This is a genomic window from Variovorax nivicola, from assembly GCF_051216475.1.
In the GTDB taxonomy this organism is placed as follows: Bacteria; Pseudomonadota; Gammaproteobacteria; order Burkholderiales; family Burkholderiaceae_C; genus Variovorax.
In genome coordinates this window covers 447,487-465,067 of record NZ_JBPJZK010000005.1, presented here as the reverse complement: position 1 = coordinate 465,067, position 17,581 = coordinate 447,487, and the positions used below count along the sequence as shown (strand labels likewise).

The window sequence follows — 17,581 nt, the reverse complement described above, 5'->3', positions numbered from 1 at the left end:
GTAGAAATATGCAAAGCCGCCTCCGGGCGGCTTTTTCATGCGCGCCATGGCAGGGAAATGCCTCAGGAAGTGGTCCGGAATTTGCACGTAAGCTTCCTTTCGTTTTGCTTTCAATCCATTCCGGAGCGCGTACATGAATCACAAGTTCGGCATTGCCCTCGCGGGCCTCACCCTCGGCGCCGCAGCCTTCGCGCAGACCAAGTGGGACCTCCCCACGGCCTACCCCGCCACCAACTACCACACGGAAAACATCACGCAGTTCGCGAAGGACGTCGACGCTGCCACGGGCGGCAAGGTGAAGATCACGGTGCATGCCAACGCCTCGCTGTTCAAGGCGCCCGAAATCAAGCGCGCCGTGCAGAGTGGCCAGGCGCAGGCCGGCGAGATCCTGCTGGCCAACTACGCGAACGAGAACCCGATCTACGCGCTCGACGGCGTGCCCTTTCTCGCCACCACCTACCCCGAGGCGCGAAAGCTCTACGACGCATCGAAGCCCGCCATGGAAAAGCTGCTCGCGGCCCAGGGCATCAAGGTGCTGTTCGTGGTGCCATGGGCGCCGCAGGGCATCTACACAAAGAAGGAAATCGGCTCGGTGGCCGACCTGCGCGGCATCAAGTGGCGCGCCTACAGCCCGGCCACCGCCAAGATCGCCGAACTCATCGGCGCGCAGCCGGTGCAGATCCAGCAGGCCGAACTCAGCGCGGCCATGGCCACAGGCGTGATCGAGAGCTACATGAGCTCGGGCTCCACCGGCTACGACACCAAGACCTACGAGCACATCAAGAACTTCTACGACACGCAGGCCTGGATTCCGAAGAACGCGATCCTCGTCAACGCCAAGGCCTTCGACGCGCTCGACGCCACCACCAAGGCCGCTGTCACCAAGGCCGCGGCCGACGCCGAAGTGCGCGGCTGGAAGGTCGCGCAGGAGAAGAACGACGAATACAAGCGCCTGCTCGCCGAGCGCGGCATGAAGGTGCACAAGCCCTCGCCCAAGCTCGACGCCGACATGCGCCAGGTCGGCGGCATCATGCAGACCGACTGGCTCAAGGCCACCGGTGCCGACGGTGCAGCCATCGTCGACGCTTATAAAAAGAAGTAAGCCGTGCGCCGCTTTCTCGACCGCCTGTACGACGGTGCAGGCGCGCTCGGCGCGTTCTGCGTGTTCCTGATCTTCGTGCTGATGATCCTGGCCGGCGTGGGCCGGCAGATGAACTGGCACGTGAGCGGGCTCAACGACGTGGTGGCCTGGCTGTGCGCCGCCGCCGCGTTCTTCGCGATGGCGCATGCCTTCCGCCATGGCGACTTCGTGCGCGTGACGCTGCTGCTCGAAGCCGTGCCGCCGAAGGTGCGGCGCATGCTCGACGTGAGCTGCTTGCTGATCGCCTCGGTGTCGGTAGCCTACCTGACCTACTGGGCCACCAGCTTCACCTACGAGAGCTACGAGTTCGCCGAAATGGCGACGGGCCTCGTCGTCATTCCGATCTGGATTCCGCAATCGACCTTCGTCATCGGCTGCTGGCTGCTGCTGATCGCCATGGTCGACGAGCTGGTCGGCGTGGTGCGCGGCGAGAAACCGAGCTACCAGCGCGCCATCGAAGAGCGGCATGCCGCCGGTGATTTCTCCTCCGACGTCTGACGCCCATGCTTGAAACCCTGCTCATGGGCGCGCTGCTGCTCGCCATCATGCTGCTCCTGCTCGCGGGCGGCGTCTGGATCGCGATGACGCTGGCCATCGTCGGCTGGGTCGGCCAGGCCTTCTTCACCAACACGCTGCCGGGCAAGAACCTGTTCTCCGCCTTCTGGGAAAGCAACGCCAGTTGGGAGCTCGCGGCGCTGCCGCTCTTCATCTGGATGGGCGAGATTCTCTTCAGGACCAAGCTCAGCGAGGAGATGTTCGAGGGCCTGCGCCCCTGGCTCAACCGCGTGCCCGGCCGGCTGATGCACACCACCATCCTCGGCTGCGGCGTGTTCGGCTCGGTCTCTGGCTCGTCGGCCGCCACCTGCGCGACCATCGCCAAGGTGGCGCTGCCCGAGCTCAAGCGCCGCGGCTACAACGAGAAGCTGGCCATCGGCTCGCTCGCCACCGCCGGCACGCTGGGCATCCTGATTCCGCCGTCGATCACGATGGTGGTGTACGCCGTGGCCGCCGACGCCTCGATCATCCGCATCTTCCTGGCCGGCTTTCTTCCGGGCCTTCTGCTGATGCTGCTGTTCTCGGGCTACATCGGCTGGTGGAGCCTGCGCAACCCCGACCAGGTGCCGCCGGCCGATCCGCCGACCACCTTCATGGAGAAGATCCGGCTCTCGGGCAACCTGATTCCGTGTGCGCTGCTGATCGTCTTCATCGTCTGGGTGCTGGTGGCCGGCTGGGCCACGGCCACCGAGTGCGCGGCCTTCGGTGTGCTGGGCTCACTGGCCATCGCGGCCTGGGGCCGCAGCCTGACCTGGAAGAACTTCAAGGACGGCATCATGGGTGCCACGCGCACCAGCTGCATGATCATGTTCATCCTGGCCGGCGCCGCCTTCCTCACCAAGACCATGGCCTTCACCGGCATTCCGCGCGAGCTGGCGGAATGGGTCGACAGCATGCACCTGTCTCCCTATGCGCTGATCGGCGCGCTGGTCGTCGTGTACCTGGTGCTCGGCACGGCGCTGGACGGCATCTCGATGATCGTGCTGACCAGCGCAGTGGTGCTGCCGATGATCCAGAAGGCCGGCTTCGACCTGATCTGGTTCGGCATCTTCATCGTGCTGCTGGTCGAGATCGCCGAGGTCACGCCGCCAGTGGGCTTCAACCTCTTCGTGCTGCAGAACATGACCGGGAAAGACAGCAACGTGATCGCCAAGGCGGCGATTCCGTTCTTCTTCTGCCTGGTGCTGTGCATCGTGCTGATCACGCTGTTCCCGAGCATCGTGACGATCCTGCCCGATGTGGTGATGGGCAAGGAGAAGTAGAAAGAGAAGGGCTGTCCGGCAGCTTGCGGATAATCGCCGGCATGCTGCTGAACGTCCTCGTCATCTGTCTCGCCGCCTGCGTCGGCGCCCTCATGCGCTGGGGCTTTGCCCTGTGGCTCAACCCCGGCGGCATCTTGCCCTGGGGCACGCTGGCGGTGAACCTCATCGGCGGCTACCTGATCGGCGTGGCCATCGGTGTGTTCAGCGGCCTGCCGGACATCAACCCCGCGTGGCGGCTCATGGTCATCACCGGCTTCCTCGGCACGCTGACCACCTTCTCGAGCTTTTCGGCGGAAGTGGTCGGCATGCTCATGGGCGGCCGGCTCGGGCTCGCGATGGGCACGATCGCGTTGCACCTGGGCGGTTCGCTTTGCATGACCTGGCTCGGGTTGCGCACGGTGCAGGCTTTCTCCTCCTGAATCGAGCGAAAAACTGCCTTATGTCTTGCGGTTATAGATAAGGCCTTCCATAGGGTCGGCCGATAGAATCGACCCCAATGCCCCTGGTCTTTCTCGTCGCACTCCCTTTCATTGCCAGCGTGCTGGCCGCGTTGATGCCTTCCAACGCGCGCAACAGGGAGTCGACCCTTGCGGGGCTGGTCGCGCTGGGCTGCGCCATCCAGGTTGCATGGTTCTTCCCGCAGATCGCGCATGGCAATGTGCTGCGGCAAGAAATCGAATGGCTGCCGGCCCTCGGCCTGAACCTCGTGTTCCGCATGGACGGCTTTGCATGGCTGTTCTGCATGCTGGTGCTGGGCATCGGCGCGCTGGTGGTGCTCTATGCGCGCTACTACATGTCGGCCTCCGACCCGGTGCCGCGCTTCTTCTCGTTCTTCCTCGCGTTCATGGGCGCAATGATGGGCGTGGTGCTCTCGGGCAACCTCATTCAGATGGTGCTGTTCTGGGAGCTCACCAGCCTCTTCTCCTTCCTTCTCATCGGCTACTGGCACCACCGCCGCGACGCGCGTCGGGGCGCGCGCATGGCGCTCACCGTCACGGGCGCGGGCGGGCTGTGCCTGCTGGCCGGCGTGCTGGTGCTGGGCCGTATCGTCGGCAGCTACGAACTCGACGTGGTTCTGGCCTCGGGCGACCTCATCCGCGCGCACGCGCTCTACCCGGTCGCGCTGGTGCTGGTGCTGCTCGGCGCCTTCACCAAGAGCGCGCAGTTCCCGTTCCACTTCTGGCTGCCGCGCGCCATGGCCGCGCCCACGCCGGTGTCGGCCTACCTGCACTCGGCCACGATGGTGAAGCTCGGCGTGTTCCTGATGGCACGGCTGTGGCCCGTGCTCTCGGGCACCGAGCAGTGGTTCTGGATGGTGGGCGGCGCGGGCGCCGTCACGCTGCTGCTCGGCGGCTTCATCGCCATGTTCCAGCGCGACCTGAAGGCGCTGCTGGCCTACTCGACCATTTCGCACCTCGGGCTCATCACACTGCTGCTGGGCCTGAACAGCCCGCTCGCGGCGGTGGCGGCGGTGTTCCATGTGATGAACCACGCGACCTTCAAGGCGTCGCTCTTCATGGCGGCCGGCATCATCGACCACGAGACCGGCACGCGTGACATCCGCAAGCTCAGCGGGCTGATGCGGCTCATGCCCATCACGGGCACGCTGGCCATCATCGCCAGCGCCTCGATGGCCGGCGTGCCGCTGCTCAACGGCTTTCTCTCGAAGGAAATGTTCTTCGCCGAGACGGTGTTCATCCAGTCGACGCCGTGGGTCGATTTCAGCCTGCCGGTCATCGCCACCATCGCGGGCATCTTCAGCGTGGCGTATTCGGCACGCTTCGTGTTCGACGTGTTCTTCGGCCCGCCCTGCGGCGACGAGGTGCCCAAGCACCCACACGAGCCGCCGCACTGGATGCGCGTGCCGGTCGAGCTGCTGGTGCTGGTGTGCCTGGTGGTGGGCGTGGTGCCGGCGTGGTCCGTCGGCCCGATGCTGGCGGCAGCCGCCTCGCCGGTCGTCGGCGGCACGCTGCCCGAGTACAGCCTTGCCGTGTGGCACGGCTTCAACCTGCCGCTCTTGATGAGCTTCGTGGCGCTGGTGGGCGGCGGCGCGCTGTACCTGCTGCAGCGCCGCCGGCGCGCAGGCGGCGGCCTCGAGCACACGCCGCTGCTGCACCGCTTCGACGGCCAGGTCATCTTCGAGCACCTGCTCGCGCTGCTGAGCGAAGCGGGCCGGCGCAGCCGCCGCCTGTTCGGCACGCGCCGGCTGCAGTGGCAGTTGCTGCTGCTGGTAGTCGTGGCCGTGGCGGGCGCCGCAGCTTCCCTGTGGGCCACGCCCGCCGCACCCGGCACGCGCGAGCTGCTGCCTTTCTCGCCGATGTTCGCCATGACCTGGATCATCGGCGGCACCTGCGCACTGGCCGCCGCATGGCAGGCCAAGTTCCACCGGCTGGCGGCGCTGATGCTGGCCTCGGGCGCGGGGCTGGTCTCTTGCGTGACCTACATCTGGTTCTCGGCGCCCGACCTCGCGTTGACGCAACTGGTGGTCGAGGCCGTGACCACGGTGCTCATCCTGCTGGGCCTGCGCTGGCTGCCGATGCGCAGCAAAGACGTCATTCAACCCGCGCGCGCGCGGCTGCGTCCCTGGGGCCGGCGCGGGCGCGACCTGCTGGTGGCAACCATCGCCGGCAGCGGCATGGCCGCGCTGGCCTGGGCGATGATGACGCGCAATTTCCCGCAGAGCATTTCGCCCTTCTTCCTCGAACACGCGCTCACCGAGGGCGGCGGCACCAACGTGGTCAACGTGATGCTGGTCGACTTCCGCGGCTTCGACACCTTCGGCGAGATCACCGTGCTTGGCGTGGTCGCGCTCACTGTGTACGCGCTGCTGCGGCGCTTTCGCCCCGCGATCGAATCGATGGCGCTGCCGGTCCAGCAGCGCCTGCAGGTCGACGACGGCAGCAGCGATTTGCTGAACCCGCGCCGCGCCAAGGACACCGCCGTTGGCTACCTGATGGTGCCGGCCGTGCTGGTGCGGCTGGTGCTACCGCTGGCAGCGCTGGTGTCGGTCTACTTCTTCATGCGCGGCCACAACGCGCCGGGCGGCGGCTTCGTCGCGGGGCTGGTGATGTCGGTCGCGCTGGTGCTGCAGTTCATCGTCTCGGGCACCGAATGGGTGGAAGAGCACCTGCGCATCTACCCGCGCCGCTGGATCGCCATCGGCCTGCTGCTGGCGCTGGCCACCGGCGGCGGCGCTGTGTTCTTCGGCTATCCCTTCCTGACCACGCACACCGCGCACCTGCATCTGCCGCTGCTGGGCGAAGTGCACGTGCCCAGCGCCCTCTTCTTCGACATCGGCGTGTTCGCGCTGGTGCTCGGCGCCACCATGCTCATCCTCACCGCGCTGGCCCACCAGTCGATTCGAAGCCACCGCTGGGCCGACGAGCAGGCTGAAAAAGAAGCCGAAGCTGCCGCAGCGGCCGTCGCAGCCGGGGGAGCCAGCTGATGGAAATCGTGCTCGCACTCGCCATCGGCGTGCTCACCGGTTCGGGCGTGTACATGCTGCTGCGCCCGCGCACCTTCCAGGTCATCATGGGCCTGACGCTGATCTCGTACGCGGTCAACCTGTTCATCTTCAGCATGGGCCGGCTCAAGGTCGACAGCGAGCCGGTGCTCATCAAGGGCTTGACCGCCACGCTCGCCAACACGGCCGACCCGATGCCACAGGCGCTGGTGCTGACGGCCATCGTGATCGGCTTCGCGATGACGGCGCTGTTCCTCGTGGTGATGCTCACCTCGCGCGGCCTCACCGGCACCGACCACGTGGACGGTGAAGAGCGGCAGGAGGCAGAGTGAAGGAAATCTTCCATCTGCTCGACGAACTGCTCGAGTTCAGCATGCCGCACCTGGTGGCGGTGCCGATCCTCGTGCCCATGCTCACGGCCGCGCTCATGCTGCTGCTGGGCGAGAACCGGCGGCGCACCAAGTCGGCCCTGAGCGTGGTCTCGGGCCTCGTCGGCCTGCTTGCCGCGCTCGCGCTGCTGCGCTGGGTGAACGCGGCAGACACCGGCGGCGGTCCCGGCTCCATCGGCGTCTACCTGCCGGGCAACTGGCGCGCGCCCTTCGGCATCGTGCTGGTGGCCGACCGGCTCTCGACCATGATGGTCGCGCTCACGGGCGTGATCGCCTTTGCCGCGTCGATCTATTCCACCTCGCGCTGGGACCGCGCAGGCGTGCATTTCCATCCGCTGCTGCAACTGCAGCTCATGGGCCTGAACGGCGCCTTTCTCACGGGTGACCTGTTCAACCTCTTCGTCTTTTTCGAGGTGATGCTCGCGGCCTCGTACGGCCTGCTGCTGCACGGCTCGGGGCGGCTGCGGGTGCAGGCGGGGCTGCACTACATCGCGATCAACCTCGCGGCTTCATCGCTGTTTCTGATCGGCGCCGCCATCCTTTACGGCGTGACGGGCACGCTCAACATGGCCGATCTCGGCGTACGCATTGCCGAACTCGCGCCGGGCGACCGGGGCCTTGTGCATGCGGCGGCGGCCATCCTCGCGACCGCCTTCTTCGCGAAGGCCGGCGCGTGGCCGCTCAACTTCTGGCTGGTGCCGGCCTACAGCGCATCGGTGTCGCCCGTAGGCGCGGTGTTCGCGCTGCTGACCAAGCTCGGCGTCTACACGATCCTGCGGCTGTGGACCGTGCTGTTCGCGCCCGACACCGGCGACTCGGCCGCCTTCGGGCAGGCGGCGCTGGTCGGCGTGGGCCTTGCCACGCTCTTCGTCGGCGCGCTCGGCATCGTCGGCACGCAGCGGCTGTCGAACCTCGCGGGCTTCAGCGTGCTGGTATCTGCGGGCACCCTGCTCGCGGCGGTCGGGCTCGGCCAGCCGGCCGTGTGGGCCGGCGCGCTGTACTACCTGCTGAGCTCCACGCTCGCGGTCAGCGCCTTCTTCCTGCTGACCGACATGATCGAGCGCTGGCGCAACGCCGGCATGAGCGTGGCGCCGCACGAGGCGGCGGGCAACGCGCCCTTCCTCGCAGAAGACCTGCGCGCGCTCGACGACGTGAACCTCGACGACGAGGCACAGGCGCTCTACGGCCGCGCGATTCCCGCCGGCGTGGCCTTCCTGGGCCTGAGCTTCATGGGCTGCACGCTGCTGCTCGCGGGCCTGCCGCCGCTGTCGGGCTTCATCGGCAAGTTCGCGATGCTCTCGGGCGTGCTCGGCGCCAAGGCGCTCGGCACCGCCGGCTGGATCTTTCTTGCGCTGCTGATCGCCTCGGGCTTTCTCTCGCTGATTGCATTGAGCCGCACCGGCATCCGCCACTTCTGGACGCAGCTCCACCCCACCATGCCCTCGCTGCCCGCGCTCGAAGTGCTGCCGGTGGCCGGGCTGCTCGCGGCCAGCGTGGCACTGACTGTGTGGGCCGGGCCTGTCATGCAGCACGCCAGGGCCACCGCGGACGGACTGAAGACCCCCACGCCCTATCGCAACGCGGTGCTGGGCGCCCGGCAGATACCGAACCCGGTGAAGAAGGAAGAACAAAAGGAAGGCACGGCCCCATGAAGCGCCTGATTCCTTCTCCGTCGCTGTCGTTCGCGCTGTTCATCGTCTGGCTGCTGCTCAACCAGTCGCTCGACGCCGCCACGCTGCTGGCGGCCCTGATCCTCGCCATCGCGGTGCCGCTGCTCACAGAGGGCCTGCGCCCGGCGGCGGTGCGCATGCGCCGGCCCGGTGTTGCGCTGCGGCTGTCCTTCGTCGTGACCTTCGACATGCTGAAGTCGGCATACGACGTGGCTCGGCTGCTGCTCACGCGGCGCACTTCGCGCATCGGCTCGAAGTTCGTGCAGATTCCGCTCGACATGCGCGACCCCAACGGGCTGGCGGTGCTGGCCATGGTGATGTGCCTCACGCCCGGCACCGCCTGGGGCGAAGTGTCGTTCGACCGCAGCACGCTGCTGATCCACGTGTTCGACCTCGACGACGAGGCCGCCTTCGTCGCCATGATCAAAGAGCGCTACGAACGCCCCCTGATGGAGATCTTCGAGTCATGACACCCATCCTCTTCTGGGCCCTGAAGTTCGCGCTCTTTTTGCTGGCCGTGGCCATGCTGTGCGCGCTCTCGCGGTTGCTGATCGGCCCGAGCGCGCAAGACCGCGTGATGGCCCTCGACTGCCTCTACATCAACGGCATGCTGATGATGCTGGTGCTCGGCATCATCTATGCGAGCAACGTCTACTTCGAGGCGGCGCTGCTGATCGCGCTGTTCGGCTTCGTCGGCTCTACGGCCATGGCCAAGTTCCTGCTGCGCGGGGAGGTGATCGAATGACGGACTTCATCGTGGGCCCGCTGCCGCTGTGGGCCGAGATCGTCACCGCCGTGTTCGCGGTGCTGGGCGCGGCGTTCGCGGCGATCGGTTCATTCGGCCTGGTTCGACTGCCCACCTTCTTCCGCCGCATCCATGCGCCCACGCTGGGCGCGACGGTGGGCGTGTGGTGCATGACGGTCGCCACCATCGTCTATTTTTCGGTGCAGGGCTTCAGCCTGTTCCTGCATGCGGTGCTGATCGTGCTGTTCATTGCGCTCACGGCGCCGATCACCACCATTTTTCTGATGCGTGCGGCGCTGTTCCGCGAGCGGCAAAAGGGTGGCGACGTGCCGCCCGAGGCCAAGTCGAACTGAGGTGCTGTTCAGGGCGCGCTCACGCCGACGGCGTGCTCTGCTCCGCGAATGTCCCCCGGCCTGCGGCCTCCTCCTTTATTTCGCTGCGCAGAGCACACCATCGACGTGATCGTTGGACGCAGTGGTTGATCGGCCGGCACGACAGCCGCGCTCAATGTGCGAATGGCACCGGGTACTCCCCGCAGCGAAATAAAGGAGGAGCCGAAGGCGGGGGACATTCGCGGAGGGGAATACCCGGTGTCATTCGCACGCACCCCGAAAAAAGCAAATCAGCTAGGCAGCAACTGCTGCATTTCCTTGGCCCGCGCCACCTCGACCTCGCGCGGCAGCGTCACCGCGTTCTTCACCGCCAGGATTTCTGCCATCACGCTCACCGCGATCTCCGGCGGCGTCTTGCTGCCGATGTAGATGCCGATGGGCCCGCGCAGCCGCGCGAGAGATTCTTCGGTCTGGTCGAAGTGCTCGATCATGCGGTCGCGCCGTGCGTCGGCATTGCGGCGCGAGCCGATGGCGCCGACGTAGAAAGCTTCGCTCTGCAGCGCCTCGAGCAGCGCGAGGTCGTCCAGCTTGGGGTCGTGTGTGAGCGCAACCACGCAACTGCGGCGGTCGGGCTTGAAGGCCAGCACTGCGTCGTCGGGCATCTCGGTCGTGATGTGCACGCCGGGCAGCGACCACGCGGTGCGGTACTCGGCGCGCGGGTCGCACAGCGTCACTGCGAAGCCGCTGAACTTGGCCATCGTGGCGAGGTACTCGGCCAGCTGGCCGGCGCCGATCAGCAGCATGCGGTACTCGGGGCCGAAGGTGTTGGTGAGCTCGACGTCGTTCACACTGAGCTCGTCGGGGGCTTTCGCTTCGGCGAGCCGCACGCCGCCGGTGGCGAGCGTCACCGTGCGCTGCATGAGCTTGCCTTGTTCCAGTTGCGCGACCAGCAGGTCGAGCGAGCTGGCATCGGGCGCGTATTCGAGCAGCAGCTCCAGCGTGCCGCCGCAGGGCAGGCCGAAGCGGTGTGCCTCGTCGGCGGTGATGCCGTACTTCACGAGCGCGGGCGGCGCGCCCAGCGGCACTTCTTCCGCCTTGCCGTGGGCGTGGCTGTAGCGCGCGATCAGGTCGTCCTCGATGCAGCCGCCCGATACCGAGCCGACCACCGCGCCATCTTCGGCCAGGGCCATGATCGAACCCACGGGCCGGGGCGACGAGCCCCAGGTGCGCACGACGGTCGTCAGCAGCGCGCGCTTGCCGGCACGCCGCCAGTCACGCAGCGTGCGCAGCACCATGACGTCGAGGTTTTCCATGGCGCGGCGTGCTGCTAGTTGTTGGCGTCGCCCGTTGCAGGCGCGTCCTTGTTGTCGCTGTTGTCGTCCTTCTTGCCGAGGCCGATCTTCTTCATGAGGCCGGACATCATGCCGGCCTTCTCTGCAGGCGCTTCGGCGGTGACTTCCACCACCGGCGCAGGCGGTGGGCCGTAGCGGCTCTGCATTTCGGCCTCGAAGCGCTTGAAGAAATCGTCGGCGGTGGACTTGGCGGCGCCGTCGATCAGGCGCTGGCCGAGCTGGGCGATCTTGCCGCCGACCTGGGCCTGCACGGTGTAGTCGAGTTCGCAGCCGGAGACGGGAGGCGGCGATGCGGCCTCGGCTTCATGCGCGACGGCAGGCTCGGCCGGTGCCGCTTCGGCGGGAGCTTCGGCCGCCACCGGCTTGAGCGTGACACTCGACGAGCCCTTGGCAAAGCCGGCCACGCCGCCCTGCCCTTCGAAGCTCAGCTTGTAGCCATCGGGCGCCACGATGTCCGACAGCTGCACCTTGCCGTTGAACTTGGCCGACACCGGCCCGATCTTCAACGCGAGCGCGACGCTGTACTGGTTGTCGCCCGTGAGCTCGAACTTGTCGCAGCCGGGAATGCATTTCTTCAGCGTCTCGGGGTCGTTGAGCGCTTCCCAGGCCTGTTGTTGGGTGATGCCGAGGCGGCGGTTTCCGAGCATTTCCATGGTGGGTTTCCTTTGTCTTCCTTCCTGGCAACGCTAGCGGCCGGACCGCATCAGGGCGGCCAGGCTCGCGGCGAGCTGTTCGAGTGCGCTGAGATTGTGAACCGCCAGCATCGCGTCTGCTTGCCGGTGCAACACGCTGGCCCCACGCGCCAGAGGGGCGTAGCCCTCGAAGCGCAGCAAGGGGTTGAGCCACAGCAGGCGGCGCGAATGGCGCTTGAGCCAGAGCAGCTCCTGCTCCAGCAGCGACGGCTCGCCGGTGTCGAGGCCGTCGCTGATCACCAGCACCAGCGTTCGGCGACCGGTCAGGCGGCGTGCGTGGGCGCGGCGCAGCTCGGTCAGCGAGCTGCCGAGCCGGGTGCCGCCCGCGAAGTCGTCGATGGCCAGGCTGGCAGCGCCGAGCATGGCGTCGGTGTCGGCGAGCCGGAAGGCGGGGGTCAGGTCTGTCAGGCGGGTGCCGAAGGCGAACACGTCGCGCCGGCCCGCACGGCGAGTGGCCGCGTGCAGGAAAGCCAGCAGCAAGCGCGCATAGCGCTCCATCGAGCCCGACACGTCGACAAGCACCAGCAGCGGCAAGGGCTGCGGGCGCCGGGCCAGCTTGGGCAGCCGCAAGATCTCGCCACCAGTGCGCGCCGCCTCATGCAGCACGCCCGGCCAGTGCATGCGCGCATGCTGCTGGCCCGCGTCGCCGGCCACGCGCAGGCGGCGCGACGGGAGCTCGGGAATCGGCAGCCTGATGTCGCGTGCCAGCCGTTCGACCAGGCGGTATTCGGAAGCGCCGAGCGCATTGAAGTCCGCATGCTGCAGGCGCTGGCGGTCACTCGACGTCATCGCGGCGTCGAATTCGACCTCTCGGTCAGGCTTCGCCAGCTCGGCCGGCTTGGCGGGGTTGCGCGGAGCAGTGAGCGCCTCGCGCACGCGTGGCCGACGCTTCGAGGGCTCGGCCTTGCCTTCAGCGCTCGGCAGCATCTGCGCGAGCAGCTTGTTGGCCAGCTCCGGGTCGCGGAACCAGGCATCGAAGAGTTCGCGGAACACCATGCGGTCCTGCTCGCGGCTCACCATCACGGCTTCCATCGCGGCGCTCAGGTCGAGCCTGTCTTCCACGCCCACCAGCGTGGCCGCTTCAGCGGCCAGCGCGATGCGCATGGCATCGGTGCGCACGCCGGCGCGACGTAGCGCACGGCCGAAGGCGGTGATGTTGCCGGCGAGCTTGCCGCTACGGACGTCGCCGAGTTGCTGGATGCCGCCGGTCGTCATGCCTCGGGCTTGAGCAGGTCCGACGCCAGCTCCCGCGTCAGCGCGGCCACGTCGTCGCGCTGCTTGAACAGGATGCCGGCGGTGTCGACCACCACCTCGGGGTCGAGCTCGACGGTGTCGAGCGCAATCAGCGCCCTCGCCCATTCGACGCTCTCGGCGATGCCGGGCGCGCGCTGGAAGGCATTGATGAACGGCGCCTCGCGCAGCCGCGCGACGAAGGCTGACACCTGCGCCGACAGCTTCTCGCCGGCCTGCGGCACCTGCGCGCGCACGATGGCCAGTTCGCGCTCGCGCTCGGGATAGTCGAGCCAGTGATAGAGACAGCGGCGCTTGACCGCGTCGTTGAGCTCGCGCGTGCGATTGCTCGTGAGGATGGTCACGGGCGGCACCACGGCGCGCACCGTGCCCAGCTCGGGAATGCTCACCTGGTACTCGCCCAGGTATTCGAGCAGGAAGGCCTCGAAGGGCTCGTCGGCGCGGTCTACCTCGTCGATCAGCAGCACGGCGCCCGGCAGCGGTGTCTGCAGCGCCTGCAGCAGCGGTCGGCGGATCAGGTAGTGCGGCTGGTAGACCTCGGCTTCCACGTCGCGCGCCGCGCCCGTGGCCTCGGCCGCGCGCATGTGCAGCAGCTGCGCCGCGTAGTTCCATTCGTAGAGCGCTTCGCGCTGCTCCAGGCCGTCGTAGCACTGCAGGCGCAGCAGCTCGCGGTTCAGTGCGGTCGACAGTGCTTTCGCCAGCTCGGTCTTGCCGACACCGGGCTCGCCTTCGAGCAGCAGCGGGCGCTGCAGCTTGAGCGCGAGAAACACGGCCGTGGCCAGTCGCCGGTCGGCGAAGTAGCCGGCCTGCACCAAAGCCTCGGAGAGGGAATCGATGGTCGGAAAGATCATGGCGAAGCGTAGCGGAAGACGCGAGGGTGTCGCGCCTTCCGGTGGGCGATCGGCGACCTCGGCCTCTTCAGCCCAGGGCCTTGGTCACTGCACGCTGGGTCAGCACGCTGATCAGGTTCGCGCGGTACGCGGCCGACGCATGCAGGTCGCTGTTGAGATCGCTCGCGTCGATCTTCACCGCAGCAGCGGCGGCTGCGGTAAAGCTCTTGTTCAGCGCGTCTTCCAGCCCGGCATGGCGGAACACGCCGTTGCCCGCGCCGGTGATCGCCACGCGCACGCCGCTGTCGTATTGCGCAAGGAACACGCCGACCAGCGGGAAGTTCGACGCCTTCTGGCGCAGTTTTTCGTAGACGGCGCGCTTCGGAATGGGAAAGCGGATCGCGGTGATCAGCTCGTCTTCTTCCAGCGCCGTGGTGAACAGGCCCAGGAAGAAGTCGTCCGCTGCGATCTCGCGCTTCGACGTGACCACGGTCGCGCCCGAACCGAGCACCGCGCTGGGGTAGCACGCCGCCGGATCGTTGTTGGCCACCGAGCCGCCGATGGTGCCCATCGCGCGCACCTGCCGGTCGCCGATGCGCGAGGCCAGATCGGCCAGCGCCGGGTAGGAGGCCTTCACGTCGGCGTTGTTCGCCACGTCGAGGTGGCGCGACATGGCGCCGATGGTGATGGCATTGCCGTTCTTCGTGATGCCGGTGAGTTCCTTGATGCCGCTCAGGTCCACCAGCTGTTCGGGGGCCGAGAGCCGCAGCTTCATCGAAGCCAGCAGGGTCTGGCCGCCCGCCAGCGGCTTGGCGCCGGCGGCAACGAGTTTGGCCGCATCGGCCACGGTAGCGGGCCGTTCGAGTGTGAAGGCATACATGGTGTGATTCCTTCTTTGTTTTAGTGCTTGGCGGCGGCCTGCATCGCTTCCCAGACGCGGCTGGGCGAGGCAGGCATATCGAAATCCTTGACGCCCAATGGCGCCAGCGCGTCGAGCACCGCATTGATCACGGCCGGCGGCGAGCCGATGGCCCCCGCCTCGCCGCAGCCCTTGGTGCCTAGCGGGTTGTGGGTGCACGGGGTGCACACGGTGTCGAGCTTGAACTGCGGAAAGTCGCCTGCTCGTGGCATGGCGTAGTCCATGAAGCTGCCGGTGAGCAACTGGCCCGTTTCGTTGTCGTAGACGCAGTTCTCGAGCAGCGCCTGGCCGATGCCCTGCACCAGCCCGCCGTGCACCTGGCCCTCGACGATCATCGGATTGATGATGGTGCCGAAGTCGTCCACCGCGGTGAAGCGGTCGACCTTGACCTCGCCTGTCTGCTTGTCGACTTCGACCTCGCAGATGTAGGTGCCGCCCGGGAAGGTGAAGTTGGTCGGGTCGTAGAAGGCGGTTTCGTTCAGGCCCGGCTCCAGCTTGTCGAGCGGGTAGTTGTGCGGCACGTAGGCCGTGAGCGCCACCTGGCCGAAGGGGATCTTCTTGTCGGTGCCCTTGACCGTGAATTCGCCGTTGGCGAACTCAATGTCGGCATCGCTCGCTTCCATCAGGTGCGCGGCGATCTTCTTGGCCTTGGTCTCGATCTTGTCGAGCGCCTTCATGATGGCCGCGCCGCCCACCGAGATGGAGCGTGAACCGTAGGTACCCATGCCGAAGGGCACGCGGCCGGTGTCTCCGTGCACCACGTCGACGTTCTCCACCGGAATGCCCAGCCGTGCCGCCACCACCTGCGCGAAGGTGGTTTCATGGCCCTGCCCGTGGCTGTGCGAGCCGGTGAACACCGTCACGCTGCCGGTCGGGTGCACGCGGATCTCGCCGCATTCGAACAGGCCCGCCCGCGCGCCGAGCGCTCCGGCGATGTTCGACGGCGCGATGCCGCAGGCCTCGATGTAGCTCGAGTAGCCGATGCCGCGCAGCTTGCCCTTGGCCTCGGTGGCCGACTTGCGCGCCGCGAAGCCATCGACCTCGGCCAGCACGCGGGCCTTGTCCATGCAGGCGTGGAAGTCACCCGTGTCGTACTGCAGCGCCACCGGCGTCTGGTACGGGAAGGTGCTGATGAAGTTGCGCTTGCGGATCTCGTCCTGCCCCAGCTTCATTTCCCAGGCGCAGCGCGACACAAGACGCTCGAGCAGGTAGGTGGCCTCGGGCCGCCCCGCCCCTCGATAAGCATCGACCGGCGCGGTGTTGGTGAACCAGGCATCGACCTCGACGTAGATCTGCGGCGTGGTGTATTGGCCCGCCAGCAGCGTGGCGTAGAGGATGGTCGGCACCGCGGTCGAGAAGGTCGACAGATATGCGCCGAGGTTGGCGTCTGTATGCACGCGCAGCGCGAGGAACTTGCCGTCTTTGTCCATCGCCATCTCGGCGTGGCTCACGTGGTCACGGCCATGCGCGTCAGACAGGAAGCACTCCGAGCGCTCGGCCGTCCACTTGATGTTGCGGTTGAGCTGCTTGGCCGCCCAGGTCAGGCACACGTCTTCTGCATACAAAAAGATCTTGGAGCCGAAGCCACCGCCCACGTCGGGCGCTATCACCCGCACCTTGTGCTCTGGCAGGCCCAGCACGAAGGCCGTCATCAGCAGGCGCTCGACGTGCGGGTTCTGGTTGGACACGTAGAGCGTGTAGTCGTCGGTGCCCCGGCTGTAGCTGCCGATGGCCACGCGCGGCTCGATGGGGTTGGGAATCAGCCGGTTGTTGACCAGGTCGAGCTTGGTGACGTGCGCGGCATTGGCGAACACCGCATCGACCGCCGCCTTGTCGCCCAGCGCCCACTTGTAGCACTGGTTGTCGGGCGCCTCGTCGTGCAGGGCGACGCCGCCGGCCTTCTTTGCCGCATCGGCCACGCTCACGAGCGCGGGCAGCACGTCGTAGTCGACCACCACGGCCTCGGCGGCGTTCTTGGCCTGCTCGACCGTCTCGGCCACGACCATCGCGACATGGTCGCCCACGTAGCGCACCTTCTTGATCGCGAGGATCGGGTGCATCGGCTCCTTCATGGGGGTGCCGTCGGGGTTGTTGATGAGCCAGCCGCAGGGCAGCCCGCCCATTTTTCCTTCGATGTCCTTGCCGCTGAAGATGCCGACCACGCCGGGCATCTTCAGTGCCTCGGCAATGTCGATCGACTTGATGGCGGCGTGGGCGTGCGGCGAGCGCACGAAGACCGCATGGCTCTGGTTGGCCAGCGTGATGTCGTCGGTGTAGTTGCCGGCGCCGGTCAGGAAGCGGTAGTCTTCCTTGCGCCGTAGAGCCTCGCCGATGTGCGGCAGGTTGGAGAAGTCGGAAGCACCCATGATGTCGCTCCCTTCATGCCGTTACGGTTGTCTTGACGGGAGTGCCCGAAGCCATTGCCTCGCCGCCCATCTTCACTGCCTTCACGATGTTCTGGTAGCCCGTGCAGCGGCACAGGTTGCCGTCGAGCAGTTCGCGGATTTCCGACTCGCTCGACTTGGGGTGGTGGGTGCACAGGTCGATGGCGCTCATGACCATGCCGGGGGTGCAGAAACCGCACTGCAGGCCGTGGCATTCCTTGAAGGCCGCCTGCATGGGGTGCATGGTGCCGTCGGCCTCGGCAATGCCCTCGATGGTGGTGATGTCCGCGCCGGCCGCCTGGGCCACCAGCACATTGCACGATTTGACGGCCCGGCCGTTCACATGAACGGTGCATGCACCGCACTGGGCTGTGTCGCAGCCGACGTGGGTACCGGTGAGATGGAGGTGCTCCCGGATTGCGTAGACGAGGAAGGTGTTGGGAGGAGCGTCGACCGTGACCTGGCGGCCGTTGACCTTGAAAGCGACCTGCATTTGGCTGTCTCCGTTAAAGGTGATGGCTGTTTCAGCAAAAGCATCTTGGATGCCGACCTTTCGCACTATCCTAGGCAAAACCCTTGACACTTGCACAGAGCGC

17 protein-coding genes are annotated in these 17,581 nt (G+C 66.9%); 10 read left to right on the top strand and 7 right to left on the bottom strand.

The annotated features are described in order from the left end of the window. Nucleotides 1-133 precede the first annotated feature (133 nt). The 10 genes from ACSFBF_RS22485 to mnhG all read left to right on the top strand — a co-directional run bounded on the left by ACSFBF_RS22485 (nucleotide 134) and on the right by mnhG (nucleotide 9,578). Complete coding sequence (locus ACSFBF_RS22485; RefSeq protein ID WP_435470811.1) at nucleotides 134-1,102, top strand: TRAP transporter substrate-binding protein; 969 nt, start codon at nucleotides 134-136, stop codon at nucleotides 1,100-1,102. Nucleotides 1,103-1,105: 3 nt separating this feature from the next. Next, the gene (locus ACSFBF_RS22480; protein WP_435470809.1) at nucleotides 1,106-1,639 is read left to right on the top strand and encodes a TRAP transporter small permease; all 534 of its coding nucleotides are present in this window, start codon (nucleotides 1,106-1,108) and stop codon (nucleotides 1,637-1,639) included. Nucleotides 1,640-1,644: 5 nt separating this feature from the next. Continuing rightward, nucleotides 1,645-2,958, top strand: a complete 1,314-nt coding sequence (locus tag ACSFBF_RS22475; protein WP_435470807.1) for a TRAP transporter large permease — start codon at nucleotides 1,645-1,647, stop codon at nucleotides 2,956-2,958. A 41-nt stretch (nucleotides 2,959-2,999) separates the two neighbouring features. Further along, nucleotides 3,000-3,377, top strand: a complete 378-nt coding sequence (gene crcB / locus ACSFBF_RS22470; RefSeq protein WP_093075291.1) for a fluoride efflux transporter CrcB — start codon at nucleotides 3,000-3,002, stop codon at nucleotides 3,375-3,377. A gap of 77 nt (nucleotides 3,378-3,454) precedes the next feature. Then, nucleotides 3,455-6,403: a monovalent cation/H+ antiporter subunit A gene (locus ACSFBF_RS22465; protein ID WP_435470804.1), complete on the top strand. Its 2,949-nt coding sequence runs from the start codon at nucleotides 3,455-3,457 to the stop codon at nucleotides 6,401-6,403. Further along, nucleotides 6,403-6,753 (top strand): Na+/H+ antiporter subunit C, encoded by a 351-nt coding sequence (locus ACSFBF_RS22460; protein WP_435470802.1) that lies wholly within the window; start codon nucleotides 6,403-6,405, stop codon nucleotides 6,751-6,753. Before ACSFBF_RS22465 ends, ACSFBF_RS22460 begins: the two co-directional genes overlap by 1 nt. A gap of 41 nt (nucleotides 6,754-6,794) precedes the next feature. Further along, nucleotides 6,795-8,462, top strand: coding sequence for a monovalent cation/H+ antiporter subunit D (locus ACSFBF_RS22455; protein ID WP_435471247.1), 1,668 nt, complete (start codon nucleotides 6,795-6,797; stop codon nucleotides 8,460-8,462). After that, on the top strand, nucleotides 8,459-8,950 hold the full coding sequence (locus ACSFBF_RS22450) for a Na+/H+ antiporter subunit E (RefSeq protein WP_435470800.1): 492 nt from the start codon (nucleotides 8,459-8,461) through the stop codon (nucleotides 8,948-8,950). The genes ACSFBF_RS22455 and ACSFBF_RS22450 overlap by 4 nt, the downstream gene beginning before the upstream one ends. Beyond that, a complete protein-coding gene (locus tag ACSFBF_RS22445) occupies nucleotides 8,947-9,225 on the top strand; it encodes a K+/H+ antiporter subunit F (RefSeq protein WP_093050069.1) in 279 nt (92 codons plus the stop codon). The genes ACSFBF_RS22450 and ACSFBF_RS22445 overlap by 4 nt, the downstream gene beginning before the upstream one ends. Further along, nucleotides 9,222-9,578 carry a monovalent cation/H(+) antiporter subunit G gene (gene mnhG / locus ACSFBF_RS22440; protein ID WP_435470797.1) on the top strand — a complete coding sequence of 119 codons (357 nt, stop codon included), beginning with the start codon at nucleotides 9,222-9,224 and terminating at the stop codon, nucleotides 9,576-9,578. Before ACSFBF_RS22445 ends, mnhG begins: the two co-directional genes overlap by 4 nt. Nucleotides 9,579-9,847: 269 nt before the next feature. On the opposite strand, the gene ACSFBF_RS22435 is transcribed toward mnhG, so the two are convergent. From ACSFBF_RS22435 to ACSFBF_RS22405, 7 genes are all read right to left on the bottom strand, one after another. Beyond that, on the bottom strand, nucleotides 9,848-10,870 hold the full coding sequence (locus ACSFBF_RS22435) for an XdhC family protein (RefSeq protein ID WP_435470795.1): 1,023 nt from the start codon (nucleotides 10,868-10,870) through the stop codon (nucleotides 9,848-9,850). 14 nt (nucleotides 10,871-10,884) lie between these two features. Continuing rightward, nucleotides 10,885-11,562, bottom strand: coding sequence for an SRPBCC family protein (locus tag ACSFBF_RS22430; RefSeq protein WP_435470793.1), 678 nt, complete (start codon nucleotides 11,560-11,562; stop codon nucleotides 10,885-10,887). 33 nt (nucleotides 11,563-11,595) lie between these two features. Then, a complete protein-coding gene (locus ACSFBF_RS22425; RefSeq protein ID WP_435470791.1) occupies nucleotides 11,596-12,816 on the bottom strand; it encodes a vWA domain-containing protein in 1,221 nt (406 codons plus the stop codon). Then, complete coding sequence (locus ACSFBF_RS22420; RefSeq protein WP_435470789.1) at nucleotides 12,813-13,703, bottom strand: AAA family ATPase; 891 nt, start codon at nucleotides 13,701-13,703, stop codon at nucleotides 12,813-12,815. Before ACSFBF_RS22420 ends, ACSFBF_RS22425 begins: the two co-directional genes overlap by 4 nt. 67 nt (nucleotides 13,704-13,770) lie before the next feature. Beyond that, nucleotides 13,771-14,562 carry an FAD binding domain-containing protein gene (locus tag ACSFBF_RS22415; protein ID WP_435470787.1) on the bottom strand — a complete coding sequence of 264 codons (792 nt, stop codon included), beginning with the start codon at nucleotides 14,560-14,562 and terminating at the stop codon, nucleotides 13,771-13,773. Nucleotides 14,563-14,582: 20 nt separating this feature from the next. Next, nucleotides 14,583-16,967, bottom strand: coding sequence for a xanthine dehydrogenase family protein molybdopterin-binding subunit (locus ACSFBF_RS22410; RefSeq protein ID WP_435470785.1), 2,385 nt, complete (start codon nucleotides 16,965-16,967; stop codon nucleotides 14,583-14,585). 13 nt (nucleotides 16,968-16,980) lie between these two features. Further along, entirely contained in the window at nucleotides 16,981-17,478 is a 498-nt protein-coding gene (locus ACSFBF_RS22405; protein ID WP_093050034.1) for a (2Fe-2S)-binding protein, read from the bottom strand. Nucleotides 17,479-17,581: the final 103 nt, after the last annotated feature.